The 15,450-nt window shown below is 62.5% G+C and carries 13 protein-coding genes; 11 read left to right on the top strand and 2 right to left on the bottom strand.

Going from position 1 to position 15,450, the window contains the following annotated elements; genetic code table 11:
- Positions 1-3: 3 nt before the first annotated feature.
- The 10 genes from G5134_RS14135 (at position 4) to G5134_RS14090 (ending at position 11,875) form a co-directional block, all read left to right on the top strand.
- On the top strand, positions 4-144 hold the full coding sequence (locus G5134_RS14135; protein ID WP_005301193.1) for a TIGR02808 family protein: 141 nt from the start codon (positions 4-6) through the stop codon (positions 142-144).
- Positions 145-336: 192 nt separating this feature from the next.
- Positions 337-894, top strand: coding sequence for a YaeQ family protein (locus G5134_RS14130; protein ID WP_010633897.1), 558 nt, complete (start codon positions 337-339; stop codon positions 892-894).
- Between the two features lie 11 nt (positions 895-905).
- Positions 906-1,790: an AEC family transporter gene (locus G5134_RS14125; RefSeq protein ID WP_017780998.1), complete on the top strand. Its 885-nt coding sequence runs from the start codon at positions 906-908 to the stop codon at positions 1,788-1,790.
- Between the two features lie 215 nt (positions 1,791-2,005).
- The gene (locus G5134_RS14120; RefSeq protein WP_421232066.1) at positions 2,006-3,940 is read left to right on the top strand and encodes a sigma 54-interacting transcriptional regulator; all 1,935 of its coding nucleotides are present in this window, start codon (positions 2,006-2,008) and stop codon (positions 3,938-3,940) included.
- A gap of 427 nt (positions 3,941-4,367) precedes the next feature.
- Positions 4,368-5,555: a knotted carbamoyltransferase YgeW gene (gene ygeW, locus G5134_RS14115; protein ID WP_017782784.1), complete on the top strand. Its 1,188-nt coding sequence runs from the start codon at positions 4,368-4,370 to the stop codon at positions 5,553-5,555.
- 127 nt (positions 5,556-5,682) lie between these two features.
- A complete protein-coding gene (dpaL, locus tag G5134_RS14110) occupies positions 5,683-6,882 on the top strand; it encodes a diaminopropionate ammonia-lyase (RefSeq protein WP_421232065.1) in 1,200 nt (399 codons plus the stop codon).
- A 100-nt stretch (positions 6,883-6,982) separates the two neighbouring features.
- Positions 6,983-8,200, top strand: a complete 1,218-nt coding sequence (locus tag G5134_RS14105) for a YgeY family selenium metabolism-linked hydrolase (protein ID WP_146062518.1) — start codon at positions 6,983-6,985, stop codon at positions 8,198-8,200.
- Positions 8,201-8,317: 117 nt separating this feature from the next.
- On the top strand, positions 8,318-9,742 hold the full coding sequence (gene hydA / locus G5134_RS14100) for a dihydropyrimidinase (protein ID WP_421173290.1): 1,425 nt from the start codon (positions 8,318-8,320) through the stop codon (positions 9,740-9,742).
- 95 nt (positions 9,743-9,837) lie between these two features.
- Positions 9,838-10,770: a carbamate kinase gene (arcC, locus tag G5134_RS14095; protein WP_421173289.1), complete on the top strand. Its 933-nt coding sequence runs from the start codon at positions 9,838-9,840 to the stop codon at positions 10,768-10,770.
- 181 nt (positions 10,771-10,951) lie between these two features.
- The gene (locus tag G5134_RS14090) at positions 10,952-11,875 is read left to right on the top strand and encodes a DMT family transporter (protein ID WP_421173288.1); all 924 of its coding nucleotides are present in this window, start codon (positions 10,952-10,954) and stop codon (positions 11,873-11,875) included.
- Positions 11,876-11,942: 67 nt separating this feature from the next.
- Here the strand turns inward: G5134_RS14090 and yqeB are convergent, their stop codons facing one another.
- Both yqeB and yqeC read right to left on the bottom strand, forming a co-directional pair.
- Positions 11,943-13,535, bottom strand: a complete 1,593-nt coding sequence (gene yqeB / locus G5134_RS14085) for a selenium-dependent molybdenum cofactor biosynthesis protein YqeB (RefSeq protein WP_065017091.1) — start codon at positions 13,533-13,535, stop codon at positions 11,943-11,945.
- 19 nt (positions 13,536-13,554) lie between these two features.
- Entirely contained in the window at positions 13,555-14,403 is an 849-nt protein-coding gene (gene yqeC / locus G5134_RS14080; RefSeq protein WP_421173287.1) for a selenium cofactor biosynthesis protein YqeC, read from the bottom strand.
- On the opposite strand from yqeC, the gene mocA reads away from it, so the two are divergent.
- Positions 14,384-15,037, top strand: a complete 654-nt coding sequence (gene mocA / locus G5134_RS14075; protein WP_421232064.1) for a molybdenum cofactor cytidylyltransferase — start codon at positions 14,384-14,386, stop codon at positions 15,035-15,037. The two genes, yqeC and mocA, sit on opposite strands and share 20 nt — an antisense overlap.
- The last annotated feature ends 413 nt before the right edge of the window (positions 15,038-15,450 follow it).

Genomic DNA, 15,450 nt, shown 5'->3' with positions numbered 1-15,450 from the left:
ATAATGAGTCTGCTTGAACAAACCATCTGGACTGTATTGGGATATGGGGCCATGCCCTTTATCTTCCTGAGCGGGTTTGTAGCGGTAGCAGTAACCTGCTGCTTGCTGCTCAATGCCTTCGGGGTCAAGTCCGCCGAGAAGTGATCCGCTTCTTTCGTTCATACCGCCAAATGCCAGTCTTCGGACTGGCATTTGTTTTTGGAGCCTCTGCAGGCCGTTATCTGCGCGAGCCAGGCCAAATCTGTGCTGCTTGAGGTCGAACCGGCCGCCGATTTTGATTACACTGGCGCGCAGTTTTTCATTCCGGCCCGCTTCCCAAGGTATTCAAGGTTTTCTATGGCTCTCAAGGCAACCGTATTCAAGGCTCAGCTCAGCCTGTCCGACATGGATCGCAATCTCTATCAGGACTTCTCTCTCACCCTGGCCCGTCACCCCTCCGAGACCGACGAGCGGATGATGATCCGGCTGGCGGCCTTCGCCTGGCACGCCGCCGAGCGACTGGAGTTCACCAAGGGCCTCTCTGCCGATGACGAGCCCGAGCTCTGGCGCAAGAACTATTCCGACGAGATTGAACTCTGGATCGAGCTCGGCCAGCCCGACGAGCGCCGTCTCAAGAAGGCGTGCAACCGCTCCCGTCATGTGGTGCTCTACCTCTACGGCGGCCGTGGCACCAGCGTCTGGTGGAAGCAGAACCAGGGCAAGCTCAGCCTGCACGACAACCTCACCGTGATTGAGCTCTCCGACAGCCAGACCCTGCCGCTGACCGAGATGGTGGAGCGCACCATGCAGCTCACCTGTACCATCTCCGACGGCCAGCTCTGGGTGAGCAACGGCCGCCAGGAAGTGACCCTGGATCCCGTGCTGCTGATGGGAACCCCCGCCCGCGAACTGTAAAGGACTCGCCCATGTTCAGCGCCCTGCTCAATATCGTCATTCCGGTGTTTGCGGTGGTGGGGCTTGGCGCCCTCTACGGCCGGTTGCGTCCGGGCGGCGCGCTGGGTTACGTCAATCGGGCCAATATCGAGCTGTTCACCCCGGCGCTGGTGTTCTCGGCGCTGGTCAAATACCCGCTGGATCTGATGGCCCACCTCTCGCTCATCGCGGCGGGGGCCCTGGTGATCCTGCTGCCGGGGTTGTTGCTCTCCCTGCTCAGGCTTAGCAGCATCAGCCGACCGGCCCTGATCCTGCCCGCCATGTTTCGCAACACCGGCAACCTCGGCATTCCGCTGATGGTGTTGGCCTTTGGCGAGCAGCAGCTGGGCGCCATCATCATACTGTTCGTGCTCTCCAACCTGCTCCACTTCTCGGTGGGCATGTTCATCCTCTCGGCCAACACCTCCCGCTGGCTCTGGTTACGCAGCCCTGTGCTGTGGGCCGCCCTGGCCGGCCTGCTGGTGGCCAATCTGCACATTTCGCTGCCCGAATACCTGGTGACCAGCGCCTCCCTGCTCGGCCAGATCTCGGTGCCCTTGATGCTGTTTGCCCTCGGCATCCGGCTGATGGAAGGGGAGCTGGATCACCTGGGGCTCGCCCTCAAGTGCAACCTGCTCTATCTGCTGGCCGGTGGCATCTCCCTGGGGCTGGCGGTCTGGCTGCTGCCGTTGCAACCGGCCTGGATCCCGCTTCTGATGCTGTCGGTGGCGCTGCCGCCGGCGGTGCTCAACTACATGTTGTGCGAGCAGTACCAGTGCCAGCCCGAGAAGGTGGCCAGTATCGTGCTCGGCGGCAATGCGCTCTCGGTGCTGGTGATCCCGCTGGCAGTCTGGCTGGCCCTGCATCTGGGCAGTTGAGGCGTCCTTTCTCACCGTTTTCGCGTACCCCAGATGATATCTGCGGCCTGCTCCTTGGCTTTTATCTTCCCCACTCTGCGCCAGCTCTCACTCCGGGGAGCGGGGCGGGTGCAAGTTCCCTTTTCGTGATCCTCGGCGAAGTCGCTGCCATCGAATTGGCATAGTATCTGGCCAGCATGAATCCCACCCGGGGTGGGAGCCAGGGGATTTACAACATGATGTCCGTCAGTAACCAATGTTTGTTGATGCAGATCCAGCCCACCATTTTGCGCTTTGCCAAGATGCTGGCCAGCGTGCTGCAACTGGAAGTGGAAATCGTGGACGCCAACATGGTGCGGGTGGCGGGAACCGGCCCTTACGGCAAGTTCTTCGGTCGCCAGCTGGAGGGGGACTCCCGCCTGTTGCGCTACGTCATCGAGCATCAACGCGAGAAGATCGTCACCCACACCAGCGAGGATCCGGTCTGTGAGGGGTGCAGCTGCAAGGAGAGCTGCCGGGAGCGGGCCTTTCTCGGGGTGCCCATCATGGTGGAGGAGAACTGCATCGGGGTGATCAGCCTGGTGGCCTTCAACCCGGAGCAGCAGGCCCGCCTCAACAACAACCTGCAGGAGGTGTGTGACTATGTGCAGCACATCTCCAGCATCTTCGTGGCCAAGCTGCTCGACTCGCGCGGGCTGTCGGACGGGGTCAACAAGGTCTTCCTCAGCCTGATGAACCACATGGATCAGGGCTGCCTGCTGCTCGACGAGAAGAGCCAGCTGCTTTACGCCAACGAGGTGGCGCTCAAGCAGCTCAACTGCCAGCAGGAGGCGCTGCTGGGCTGCGAGATAGGGCTGCGCCCGCTCACCTTTGCCCAGCAGGGGTTGACCGGTCATCTGCAGCACATCGTCACCCTGGGGGATCGTCAGGAGCTGATCATCGGCCAGCTGCACCACGTACAGGGTCAGCAGCTGTTTCTGATGGCGTTTCACCAGTCCCACGGCACGCCGAACCCGCCGCTGGAGCCCGACGAGGGGGTCAGCATGCTGATCGGGGAGAGCAAGCCGATGCGGGCCCTGAAAAAGCTGCTCCATCGCATCGCCCTGAGCCCCTCCAGCGTGCTGGTGTGCGGCGAGAGCGGCACCGGCAAGGAGGTGGTGGCCCGCGCCATCCACCGGCTCAGCCCGCGCCGCGACAAGCCCTTCATCGCCATCAACTGCGCCGCCATCCCGGAGCAGCTGCTCGAGAGCGAGCTGTTCGGCTACGTGAAGGGGGCCTTCACCGGCGCCTCCAGCACCGGCAAGCAGGGGCTGATCCAGGCCGCTCAGCAGGGCACCCTGTTTCTCGACGAGATAGGGGACATGCCGCTCACCATGCAGGCCAAGCTGCTGCGGGTGCTGGAGCTGAGGGAAGTGACCCCCATCGGCGCCAGCCGGCCGGTGCCGGTGGACATCCGTATCATAGCCGCGACCCACCAGCATCTGGAGCAGTACATCGCCGAGGGCAAGTTTCGCGAGGATCTCTTCTATCGCTTGAACGTCATTCCCATCCACCTGCCGCCCCTGCGCGAGCGGGAGGGGGACGTGGCGCTGTTGACCCACTACTTCCTCAACCTGCACACCAGCCGCATCGGCCTGCTGTATCCGGGACTGAGCCCGGAGGTGATGGCACTGCTGGAGGGCTACCGCTGGCCCGGCAACGTGCGCGAGCTCAGCAACCTCATCGAGTACCTGGTGAACGTGGTGCAGGCGGGGGAGGTGATCGAGAGCATCCTGCTGCCCCCCAACATCCTGCGCAACCAGCGCAGTGGGGCGGACGAGCCGTCACGCAGCACGGCGCAGATCGCGCGCATGCCGCTCTCGCCCGACCCTTATCCCCATGGCGTGCTGGCCGACCCAGCGCTCAGTCCTGCCGCTGGCAACCCGGCATCGGCTGCCGGGGCGCCCTGGTCATCGCCAGAGGCAAGCCCGCCAGAGCCGGGTGCCGGCCAGGTCGAGCGCGGGTTGGCGCTGCCACTTGGCGAAAACGGGCTGGAGAACATGGAAAAGCAGATGATAGAGGAGACCCTGCTGCGCCTTGGCAACAAGAAGCTGGCCGCCCAGGCACTCGGGATCGGCATCGCCACCCTCTATCGCAAGATAAAGAAGTACGAGATAGCCGTGCAGGCCTGAGCCCGCTTCGGGTCGCCTGGCGGCCCGCTTGACCGCGCCGCGACTGACAATCGCGGCGTTATCATTATGAGAATGTCGCCCCGCTTTCTATCAATTGGCAGGCTCTGGTGATAGCCGGACTGATAATTATCAGGGTGGGCTTGGCCTCTTCTCGCACTATTTCCGTGCTATTTCAGTGGCACTCAGCCATCAGCATGAAAATAAGCTATCTCACCTGCCTTGGCGGGGCGCCATATAGCTTCAGGCTGTGCGCCGGCTCACATTCAAGACGCCTTTTCTGGTTATTTCCCGCTTATTTATGCGTTGGCACGCTTATTGATTGCCCTTATTTGACGCTGACCGATGAACTCACCCAATGGCCCTTGTTTCGGTGACCTGTGAGTGGAAGGGGAGCAATGCATTTCTCATCAACAGATTGGGGCTAACGATGAAAGCAGTGAACCAGTTAATCAAAGAGATCAATGAACTCAAGTCCAACCTGCATGAAAAAGACTTCCTGCTGACCTGGGAGCAGACCCCTCAGGAGCTGGCGCTGGTGCTCAAACTGGCCGAGGCCCTCAAGGGACTGCGCGCCGAAAACATCGCCACCAAGCTGTTCAATACCGGTCTTGGCATCTCGGTGTTTCGTGACAACTCCACCCGTACCCGTTTCTCCTACGCCTCCGCCCTCAACCTGCTCGGCCTGACCCAGCAGGATCTGGACGAGGGCAAGTCCCAGATTGCCCACGGCGAAACCGTCCGTGAAACCGCCAACATGATCTCCTTCTGTGCCGATGCCATCGGCATTCGCGACGACATGTACCTGGGGGCCGGCAACGCCTACATGCGTGAAGTGGGCGCCGCACTCGACGAAGGGTTCGAGAAGGGAGTGTTGCCCCAGCGCCCGGCGCTGGTCAACCTGCAGTGCGACATTGATCACCCGACCCAGTCCATGGCTGATCTCGCCTGGTTGCAGGAGCACTTCGGCAGCCTCGAGAACCTCAAGGGCAAGAAGATTGCCATGACCTGGGCCTACTCCCCGAGCTACGGCAAGCCGCTCTCCGTGCCGCAGGGCATCATCGGCCTGATGACCCGCTTCGGCATGGACGTGACCCTAGCCCACCCGGAAGGGTATGACCTGATCCCGGACGTGATCGAGGTGGCCAAGGAGAATGCCAAGGCCTCCGGCGGCAGTTTCCGCCAGGTTACCTCCATGGAAGAGGCGTTCAAGGATGCCGATATCGTCTATCCCAAGTCCTGGGCGCCCTACAAGGTGATGGAGCAGCGCACCGAGCTGCTACGAGCCAACGATCACGCGGGCCTCAAGGAGCTGGAGCAGCATTGCCTGGCGCAAAACGCCAAGCACAAGGATTGGCACTGCACCGAAGAGATGATGGCCCTCACCAAGGGGGGTGAGGCGCTCTATATGCACTGCCTGCCGGCGGATATTTCCGGTGTCTCCTGCAAGGAAGGGGAAGTGAGTGAAGGGGTATTCGAGAAATACCGGATCGCCACTTATAAAGAGGCGAGCTGGAAGCCCTATATTATCGCCGCCATGATTGTCGCCCGTAAATTCTCGGCACCGGGCGCCGCCCTCGAAGGCTTGATAAAAGAGGCGCAAAAACGCGTCAAATAATGGCCTGGCCGGGCGGGAAATAAGTCCCGCCCGGCCGTCGTCATCACTCAATGATTGTCACGGGTTCTCTCCCCGGGGCGCTTTTCACTCGATGATCCCCGGCGAGATGACTCTTTGCGAGGTATTCATGTCCCAATTTTCCCTGAAGATGGAGATTGCCGATAACCGTTTCTTTACCGGTGAGTCGCTGCCCCTGTTTTCCCGTGCCGAGGCGCAAAAGGCCCGCGCCTTTCATAAAAAACTGGCCGGTTATGAGCCCACCCCTCTGTGCGATCTGACAGCGCTCGCCGCCTATATCGGGGTGAAGAACATCCTGGTGAAGGATGAGTCCAAACGCTTTGGCCTCAACGCCTTCAAGATGCTGGGTGGCGTTTACGCCATCGCCAACCTGCTCTGTGAAAAATATGGGGTGGCGGTGGAGGATTTCACCTTCGATCTCATCAAGCGCACCATCAAGGAGCCGATGACCTTCGCCACCACCACCGACGGCAATCACGGTCGTGGCGTCGCCTGGGCCGCCAAGCAGGTGGGCCAGCATGCGGTGGTCTACATGCCCAAGGGCTCGGCCCAGGAGCGGGTGGACCACATCCTGGCGCTGGGGGCCGAGTGCATCGTCACTGACATGAACTACGACGACACCGTGCGCCTCACCATGAAGATGGCCGAGGAGCGCGGCTGGTACATAGTGCAGGACACCGCCTGGGAGGGGTACACCAAGATCCCGACCTGGATCATGCAGGGTTACGCCACCCTGGCCGACGAAGCGGTCGAGCAGATGCAGGCCATGGGCATCAAACAACCCACCCACGTGCTGCTGCAGGCCGGGGTAGGGGCGCTGGCGGGCGGCGTGCTCGGTTATCTGGTGGACTGCTTCGGGGCGAAGAACCTGCACAGTATCGTGGTCGAGCCGGACCAGGCCGACTGCATCTACCGCTCCGGCGTGGCGGGGGAGATGGTCAACGTGGGGGGCGACATGCGCACCATCATGGCCGGTCTCGCCTGCGGCGAACCCAATCCCCTCGGCTGGCCGGTGCTGCGTGGCTGCACCACCCAGTTCATCTCCTGTCACGACAAGGTCTCGGCGCTTGGCATGCGAGTGCTCGGCAACCCCCTTGGCGATGATCCCCGCATCATCTCCGGCGAGTCCGGCTCGGTCGGCACCGGCGTGCTGGCGGCGGTGCGCCACCACCCGGATCGCGCGGTGCTGATGGCCCGGCTGGGGCTCGATGAGCAGTCGGTGGTGCTGGTGATCAACACCGAAGGGGACACCGACGTGGCCCATTACCGGGAAGTGGTGTGGGAAGGCAAGCACCCCGCCTGTGACTAGGTATGAATCGAAACAGGATGGTGCCCGGCGGGTGCCATGACGAGTAAGTAGCGGGCGGGAGGCGCACTCCCGCACCCGAGGTTGGTTATGGAGAGACACAATGAGCAAGCAAATTCCGTTTGAAATGGTGTTGGAGAAGGCCTACCAGTACAAGGCCGAGATGACTCAGTTCCTGCGCGACATGATCGCCATCCCGAGCGAGAGCTGCGATGAGGAGCGGGTGGTGCTGCGCATCAAGCAGGAGATGGAGAAGGTCGGCTTCGACAAGGTGGAGATCGACCCCATGGGCAACGTGCTGGGCTATATCGGCCACGGCCCGCACCTGATCGCCATGGATGCCCACATCGATACCGTCGGTATCGGCAACCGCGCCAACTGGACCTTCGACCCCTATGAGGGGATGGAAGATCACGAGATCATCGGTGGTCGCGGCGCATCTGACCAAGAAGGCGGCATGGCCTCCATGGTCTACGCCGGCAAGATCATCAAGGATCTGGGACTGGAAGACGAGTACACCCTGCTGGTGACCGGTACCGTACAGGAGGAGGATTGCGATGGCCTCTGCTGGCAGTACATCATCGAGCAGAGCAAGATCCGCCCCGAGTTTGTGGTCAGTACCGAACCCACCGACTGCCAGATCTACCGTGGCCAGCGTGGCCGCATGGAGATCCGCGTTGAGGTGCAGGGGGTCAGCTGCCACGGCTCCGCACCGGAGCGCGGTGACAACGCCATCTTCAAGATGGGCCCCATCCTCGGCGAATTGCAGGAACTCAGCCACAACCTCGGCAATGACGACTTCCTCGGCAAGGGCACCCTGACCGTCTCCGAGATCTTCTTCACTTCGCCAAGCCGCTGCGCCGTGGCGGACAGCTGCGCCGTCTCCATCGACCGTCGTCTCACCTGGGGCGAGACCTGGCAAGGGGCGCTCGACGAGATCCGCGCCCTGCCTGCGGTGCAAGCCGCCGGAGCCGAGGTCTCCATGTACCAGTACGACCGTCCGGCCTACACCGGCTTGGTCTACCCGACCGAGTGCTACTTCCCGACCTGGAAGGTGGAAGAGGATCACATCACGGTCAAGACCCTCTCCAAGGCGTACACCCAGCTGTTCAACAAGGCGCCGGTGGTGGACAAGTGGACCTTCTCGACCAACGGGGTCTCCATCATGGGGCGTCACGGCATCCCTGTGATCGGTTTTGGCCCGGGCAAGGAGCCGGAGGCCCACGCGCCGAACGAGAAGACTTGGAAAGAGCATCTGGTCAAGTGCGCCGCCATGTACGCCGTGATCCCCATGCTCTATCTGGCCGAGCTGGACAAGTAAGGGTCTGCCGGGCGGTGACTGCCATCACCGCCCGGCTGTTGCATGTGTGGCAAGTGCCCCGTCTTTCGCAGGCGGGGCCTTGCTGTTTGACTCGATCGGATGTGCGAGGGGGTGGGGATGAAACGGCTGATCAAACACGGCGTGCTGGTCGATGCACAGGGTGAATATCGTCAGGATCTGCTGATCGAGAACGGGGTGATCCTTGCGCGCGCCGCCGCTATCGAGCCCGATGGCGAAACCGAACTGATCGATGCCAGCGGTTGCTACGTGATGCCGGGCGGCATCGACGTCCATACCCACTTCAACATCGATATCGGGATTGCCCGCAGTTGCGATGACTTCTTCAGCGGTACCCGTGCCGCCGCCTGTGGCGGCACCACCACCATCGTCGATCACATGGGATTTGGCCCGGCGGGGTGCAACCTGCATCACCAGCTGGCCCGCTATCATGATTACGCCGCCACACAGGCGGTGATCGACTACAGCTTTCACGGCGTTGTCCAGCATGTGGATGACGCCATCCTCCACGAGATGGCCGCCATGGTGCAGGAGGAGGGGATCAGCAGCTTCAAGCTCTATCTCACCTACCAGTACAAGCTGGGGGATCATGACGTGCTGCGCGCGCTGGCCCGCCTCAAAGAGGTGGGGGCGCTTGCCACCGTCCATCCCGAGAACGATGCCGCCATCGCGGCGCGCCGGGCGGCCCTGCTGGCCGCAGGCCACTGTGAGCCCTGGTACCACCCGCAAAGCCGCCCGCTGGAGTGCGAGGCGGAGGCCATCGCCCGGATGATCAATCTGGCGGGTCTCGCGGGCAATGCGCCGCTCTATATCGTCCACCTTTCAAACGGACTGGGGCTGGAGTATCTGAAACTGGCGCGCCGTCAGGGTCAGCCGGTCTGGGTGGAGACCTGCCCGCAATATCTGCTGCTCGATGAGCAGTGTTATTACAAGGAGAACGGGGTCGACTTCCTGCTGAGCCCGCCGCTGCGCTCGCGCTGTGAGCAGGACAAGCTGTGGGTCGGCATCGCAGCTGGTGACATCGACACGGTGGCGACCGATCACTGCAACTTCTCCCACGCCCAGCGCATGACCCTCTCCGGCGGCGATTTCAGCCGCTGCCCCAACGGCTTGCCCGGGGTCGAAAACCGGATGCTGCTGCTGTTTGCCCACGGGGTGCTCGGGGGGCGCATCTCGCCGTCCCGCTTCGTGGCCCTCACCAGCGCCAACCCGGCGCGCCTGTTTGGCCTCTGGCCGCGCAAGGGCAACCTGCAACTTGGGTCTGACGCCGATCTGGTGGTGATGGATCCCCGCGGTGACACCCTGATTTCTCACCCACTGCTGCATGACAACGGCGACTACAGCCCCTACGAGGGGATGCATTGCCCCGGTCGGATCAGGCTGACCCTGAGTCGCGGCGAGATAGTCGCCCGCGATGGCGAGTTTCTGGGGCGACGTGGTCACGGCCGCTTTTTGGCCAGATCGCCCTTCGATCCGGCGTTGATGCCGGAGCTGCACTCGCCTTGTCCCACAGTGGCAGGCTGACAATCCGTTCAAAACACGCAGACCAGCAAGCTTATGTGCACAACGAAAGGTGGGCCGGTATCGCGCCGGCTTGTCCCCTCACTGGAGATAACAAGATGAAACAGCGAATCGTACTGGCCCTTGGCGGCAATGCGCTGGGCAACAACCTGCCCGAGCAGATGAAGGCGGTGCAGAGCACGGCGGGCACCATTGCCGACCTGATTGCCCAGGGGCACGAGGTGGTGGTGACCCACGGCAACGGCCCGCAGGTGGGGATGATCCAGCAGGCGTTCGAGGTGGCGGCCCGCCACGATCCCAAGGCGCCCCACCTGCCCATGTCGGTCTGCGTGGCCCTGAGCCAGGGGTACATCGGCTATGACCTGCAAAACGCCCTGCGCGAGGCCCTGCTGGAACGCGGCATCCACAAGCCGGTGGCCACCCTGGTGACCCAGGTTGAGGTGGATAAAAACGATCCCGCCTTCCAGGGCCCCAGCAAGCCCATCGGCGGCTTCTTCAGCAAGGAGGAGGCCGAGGCGCTGATGGCCAAGGGCGAGCGGCTCAAAGAGGATGCTGGCCGTGGCTATCGCCGGGTGGTGGCATCCCCCAAACCCATCGACATCATCGAGAAAGAGACCGTCTCCGCCATGCTGGCCGCCGGTCAGGTGGTGATCACCGTCGGGGGTGGCGGCATTCCGGTGCTGCGCGAGGGCAACCACCTGCGCGGTGCCAGCGCGGTGATCGACAAGGATTGGGCCAGTGCCAGGCTGGCGGAGCTCATCGATGCCGACATGCTGATCATCCTCACTGCGGTGGAGAAGGTCGCCATCAACTTCGGCAAGCCCGATGTGCAGTGGCTCGACACCCTGAGCGTGGCCGATGCCAACAGCTTTATCGAGCAGGGGCAGTTTGCCAAGGGCTCCATGCTGCCCAAGGTGGAGGCGGCGCTCTCGTTCGCCACCTCCATGGCGGGGCGCAAATCCCTGATCACCCTGCTGGAGAAGGCCGCCGATGGCATTGCCGGCAAGACCGGCACCCTGATAAGCCAGTAGGAGCGAGCAAGGTTGTAACCTAGGGGCCGTTGGCCCCCTTTCTGTTGGTTGGTGCAGGGGGTTGGCAGAGGGATGCATGGGCTGGCCAGCTCTTATCCACGGTGGGCAGGGGGGCGGCAGAGGAGTAAGATGGCGCCCGGAATGGCGGACGTACCGGCCGCAGTAGCAACAAGGCAGCACAATGAATAGCAAGTTGAACATGGCGGCGCTGGGGGGATTGGTCCTGCTCACCGCCATCTGGAGTTACAGCTGGATCGTGATGAAGCAGGTGATGCTCTACGCGGGGGCGTTCGAGTTCACCGCCCTGCGCTGCCTGTGCGGATCCCTGGTGTTGCTGCTGGTGCAGTGTCTGCGCGGACGCCGTTATCTCAAACCCACCCCGTTTCGCTATACCCTCGCCATCGCCCTGTTCCAGACCTGCGGCATGGTGGGGCTGGCCCAGTGGGCGCTCATCAGCGGCGGGGCGGGCAAGGTGGCCATTCTGAGTTACACCATGCCGTTCTGGGTGGTGATCTTCGCGGCACTTTTTTTGGGTGAGCGGATGCGCAAGCTGCACTATCTGGCGGTCGGGGTGGCGGCCTGCGGCCTGCTGTTGGTGATCGAGCCCTGGCAACTGCACCTGGATTCCATGAAGAGCGCGCTGCTGGGCATTGCTTCCGGCATCTGCTGGGGGATCAGCGCCATCATCGCCAAGCGGATGTATGCCCGCCACCCCGGGGTGGATCTGATGTCCCTCACCACCTGGCAGATGATCTACGCCACCCTGGTGATGGCGCTGGTGGCGACCCTGGTGCCGGAGCGACCCATCGACTGGCAGCCCTACGTGTTTGGCGCGCTCGCCTACAGCGCCATCTTCGCCACGGCGCTGGCCTGGAGCCTCTGGCTGTTCGTGCTGAAAAAGCTGCCGGCGGGGATCGCCGGGCTCAGCACATTGGCGGTGCCGGTGAGCGGCGTGCTGCTCTCCTGGTGGCTGCTCGGCGAAAACCCGGGGCCGGTGGAGGGGAGCGGCATTGGCCTTATCGTGCTGGCGCTTATCGTCATCAGCCGCAAGGGCAAGCGTTCTGTGATGTCGGTGGCGGGGGAGACCCGCGTCAAGCAGGGCTAAGCCGATTGCCAGCAAAAAATAAAAAGGGCCCGCCATCATGGCGGGCCCTTTGTATTGGCGCGCTGGTTTATCTGCGTTGGGCCAGATGCATCATGGCCTCCAGCACGGCGCCGCCGATGGCGCGCGCCTTGTCAGAGACGGTAGTGGGATCTGCCCGCTCGCCCCTGGGGTCGATGTCACCAATCTTGAAGCCGACGGTGACCTCAATGCCATCGCTGAGCAGACCTCGCACCATGCCCGAGAGCGGCGCGATAATGGGAGCGTCCCCTACATGGGCGATCACATCCCCCTCCTGCACCAGATCACCGAGCTTGATAATGCTCTTCATCACCCCGGCGACGGGGGCGCGCACTACCCGGCGGGCGGAGTGCCCCTCGATCACCCCGGGAATGCCGGTATTGGGCTGGGCAGGGCCCTGATAGATGACCTGCCCCAGATGGTGGCCACGGTTGGTCTCGATCACCGCATCGCAGTCGCGCCCCGCCTCAAAGCCCGGGCCGAGGGCCACCGTGATGGGGGCCAGCTCTCTGTGAGTGCCGAGATTCTGCTTGGCGAGGATGGCATCCACCAGATAGCGGGGCTTGAGTTCGGCAAGGGTGGCGCAGTCGGGGTCAACCAGCAGCGGGATAATGCCCCGATCCAGCTGCTCGAACGCCTGCTCGACGCTCTCGACCCGCTTGGCTCGCACTCCCTCGACGCAGGTTTCACCGTCGAACATTCCCTGGGCGAAGGCGACGGTGCGGCGGATCACCGTTGGCTTGTCGAGATCCAGCATCACCACCTTGAAGCCGGCATGGTAGAGGCGCAGCGCCACCCCGGTGGCGATATCGCCGGAGCCGCGCATCACCACCAGCTGATCCCGCTTGAGGCGCACGTCATCCTGCATCAGTCCACCCGATTTACCGTTTTTCACCTGCAGCAGCTCGGCGAGGATGCTGATGGCGATCTCCTCGGGGGTTTCGGCACCTATGTTGTAGCCGATGGGGGCGTGCAGCCGCTGCAGTTGGGCCTGACTCACCCCTTGCTGGCGCAGGGCCTGGGTGAAGGTCTGTACCTTGCGCTTGCTGGCGAGCAGCCCCAGGTAGGCGAGGGGACGGCTGATGAGCCGATCCAGCGCCTCCTTGTCCTGATGGTTGGTGGCGATGATGACGAAGTTGGCGGGCTCGATGGCAAGCTGCTCGATCACCGCGCTGATGGTGTCGGCCTGCTGCAGATGGGTGCCGGCCGGGAAGAGATCTGGGCTGAGGCTCCCCTCGAAGCAATCCCCCACGTGGATGTCAAAGCCCAGCGGCGCCGCGGCATGGGCCAGTGCCCGGTTGACGTGGCCGGCGCCAATGAGTACCAGGCGGGGGCGCAGGCCGTAGACGTCGATATAGACCGACATGGCGCCGCCGCAATCCGAGCCCACCGCATGCTCACCGTTGCGGGCCATCCGGCCGTGGAAGATGCGCGGCTTGCGCTCGGCAATGGCCGCCACGGCTTCTTCGATCACCAGCCGCTCTATCATGCCGCCGCCGATGGTGCCGAGGATCCGGCCATCGGCCATCACCAGCATCTGGGCTTGATGGCGCGGGGTGGAGCCGCGACTCTCGATGATCTGGGCCATGGCAAAGGGGGTGTTCTCCTGCTCCAGTCGGGCAGCATGTGCAAACAGATTCATAAGGTACCTCGTATCATCCTTAACGGGTCAGCGACTGCGCGGCTTCGGGGGCAGGCCGACAGCAAACATGGTGAATGGCGCCGGGTTCACGCACGGCCCCCTGCCAGATGGCGTGGAGCTCGGGGTGGCGTTGCAGCAGGTTTATCAGGGCGGGCAGCCACTGCTGCTCATTTTGATAATCGCCATTGATAAACCAGACTCGGCGTGCCCCGGGTGGGGTGCCTTTGAACGCTCCCTCGGGGTGGGAGATGAGCCGGTCAAATAGGGCCCAGTCGAGCGGCTCGCCGGCCGCAATCCCGCACAGGGCCTGGAACTCGGCCCAACGATGGATCTGCGCCGGGTCGGCGCTGGCTCCCACCATGGCGCCGCCTACCAGGGCGATCACCCAATCACTGTGCTGAGGAATGCAAGGTTCGTGCAAAGCGGGCGCTTTCAATAACTTGTGATGGGCGCCGTCCGCCTCCACCAGGATGATGTCGAAGCGTTGCTGCCCCTTGAGCAGATCGATCTGCTGAGGGCTCGGCCCCACCGCCTTGCCGCTGGCCCGATCGAGGTGGCTGAACAGCACCAACTGCATCGGTTCATCGGGCAGGGCCTGGCAGCGGGTGAGCTGCCGAATGGGGTCGGCCTCGATCAGCAGGGTGCGCCGAGAGGAGGGGGCGGGCAGAAACATCCGGGTGCTGGTGGTGAGCAGCACCTTCTTGCCCTGTTGATGGAAATAGTCGGCCAGCCAGAAGAGGGTGCTGGTTTTCCCCCCGGCGCCGCAAAGACTAATTAAAGTGGTACGCCCATCAATATTTTCGGTGAGCGGGTTTAATACACTCTCGATATTTGGCGAGGTGAGCAGAATGGGTGATGAAATAGCCATGGCGACGACCGATGAAAATAGAGGCGCGGTCAGTGAGAAGCACTGGCATTCGCGCGAGCGGTGCGACTGCCTAATTACGGCAGCCGGGCTCTCATCACGAATGGGCGCGTGGAAATTGATGCTACCGTATCGCCAGAGCACGATTCTTGATGAGAGTCTCAAAAATGCCCTGGTGCTGTGTGACCGGGTCATTCTGGTGGTGGGACATCGCGCCGATGAGCTGATCAGCCGCTACGCCAATCACCCCCGTATCCTGCTGGTACACAACCATGATTATGCACAGGGGCTCGGCAGCTCCATCCGCGCGGGGCTCGCCGCCTGTACCAGCGATCACCTCTTCATAAGCCACGGCGATCTGCCCTGCATCCCCCCCGAGGTGTACCGCACGCTCTGGCAGGCGCGGGGGGACGAGACCCTCTTTCCCTCCTATCAGGGGGAGGCAGGCCACCCCGTGCTGTTGCCCAGAGCCCTTGCCAGGACGCTGGCGGCGGCGCCGGCACAGGGTTCGGTGCGCCGCTGGCTGCTGGCGCACCCCCACCGATTCATCGAGGTGCAGAGCGCCGCCATCCTGCAGGATGTGGACACCCCGGAGCGCTATCAGGCGCTGCTGGCAAACGAAGCATTCGAGCGCTGAACGGGTTGTCTGGCAGAGGCTTGCCCGGTCTTGCTTTGCATATTTATCCCCTTGTCTAACCCGTTATCAGAGGCCGACAGCGGCCGTTATCATCCTGGCCGGCCTGATAATGGCGATGGCCGCAATCTTTATCAAACTGATAGCGCGCTGCGCCAAAGTGAGATCATTTTTAGCCGTGATGGCGGCGTTTCCATTATTTAAATTCGGTGTTGATAGCCACTCTCATTGTCGAAACTGGTATCGGCTTTCGATGTTTTATTAATTGGAGGTGCCTCACGTTTTTATGGCTGAAAAATAAAAAGATCCGGCGCTGGCCTGATTGTTGCTCTTGTCTGTTTCAAGGGGCTTTTTATGCGTGGTTGTGGATGGGCCCCATTTATTCACCCTGTCAATGAGCAGTGCCGCTGCAAGGA

Source organism: Aeromonas sp. 600276, assembly GCF_049175815.1.
Classification (GTDB): domain Bacteria; phylum Pseudomonadota; class Gammaproteobacteria; order Enterobacterales; family Aeromonadaceae; genus Aeromonas; species Aeromonas dhakensis.
Note: the sequence above shows the minus strand (reverse complement) of the source record. Positions and strands in the feature narration are given on the sequence as shown.

Excerpts from the sequence above, each read along its gene's own strand:
- hydA (WP_421173290.1), top strand. The coding sequence starts at position 8,318 with ATGAAACGGCTGATCAAACACGGCGTGCTGGTCGATGCACAGGGTGAA.
- G5134_RS14125 (WP_017780998.1), top strand. The coding sequence starts at position 906 with ATGTTCAGCGCCCTGCTCAATATCGTCATTCCGGTGTTTGCGGTGGTG.
- arcC (WP_421173289.1), top strand. The coding sequence starts at position 9,838 with ATGAAACAGCGAATCGTACTGGCCCTTGGCGGCAATGCGCTGGGCAAC.
- yqeB (WP_065017091.1), bottom strand. The coding sequence starts at position 13,535 with ATGAATCTGTTTGCACATGCTGCCCGACTGGAGCAGGAGAACACCCCC.
- ygeW (WP_017782784.1), top strand. The coding sequence starts at position 4,368 with ATGAAAGCAGTGAACCAGTTAATCAAAGAGATCAATGAACTCAAGTCC.
- G5134_RS14135 (WP_005301193.1), top strand. The coding sequence starts at position 4 with ATGAGTCTGCTTGAACAAACCATCTGGACTGTATTGGGATATGGGGCC.
- G5134_RS14090 (WP_421173288.1), top strand. The coding sequence starts at position 10,952 with ATGAATAGCAAGTTGAACATGGCGGCGCTGGGGGGATTGGTCCTGCTC.
- yqeC (WP_421173287.1), bottom strand. The coding sequence starts at position 14,403 with ATGGCTATTTCATCACCCATTCTGCTCACCTCGCCAAATATCGAGAGT.
- G5134_RS14105 (WP_146062518.1), top strand. The coding sequence starts at position 6,983 with ATGAGCAAGCAAATTCCGTTTGAAATGGTGTTGGAGAAGGCCTACCAG.
- dpaL (WP_421232065.1), top strand. The coding sequence starts at position 5,683 with ATGTCCCAATTTTCCCTGAAGATGGAGATTGCCGATAACCGTTTCTTT.
- mocA (WP_421232064.1), top strand. The coding sequence starts at position 14,384 with ATGGGTGATGAAATAGCCATGGCGACGACCGATGAAAATAGAGGCGCG.
- G5134_RS14120 (WP_421232066.1), top strand. The coding sequence starts at position 2,006 with ATGATGTCCGTCAGTAACCAATGTTTGTTGATGCAGATCCAGCCCACC.
- G5134_RS14130 (WP_010633897.1), top strand. The coding sequence starts at position 337 with ATGGCTCTCAAGGCAACCGTATTCAAGGCTCAGCTCAGCCTGTCCGAC.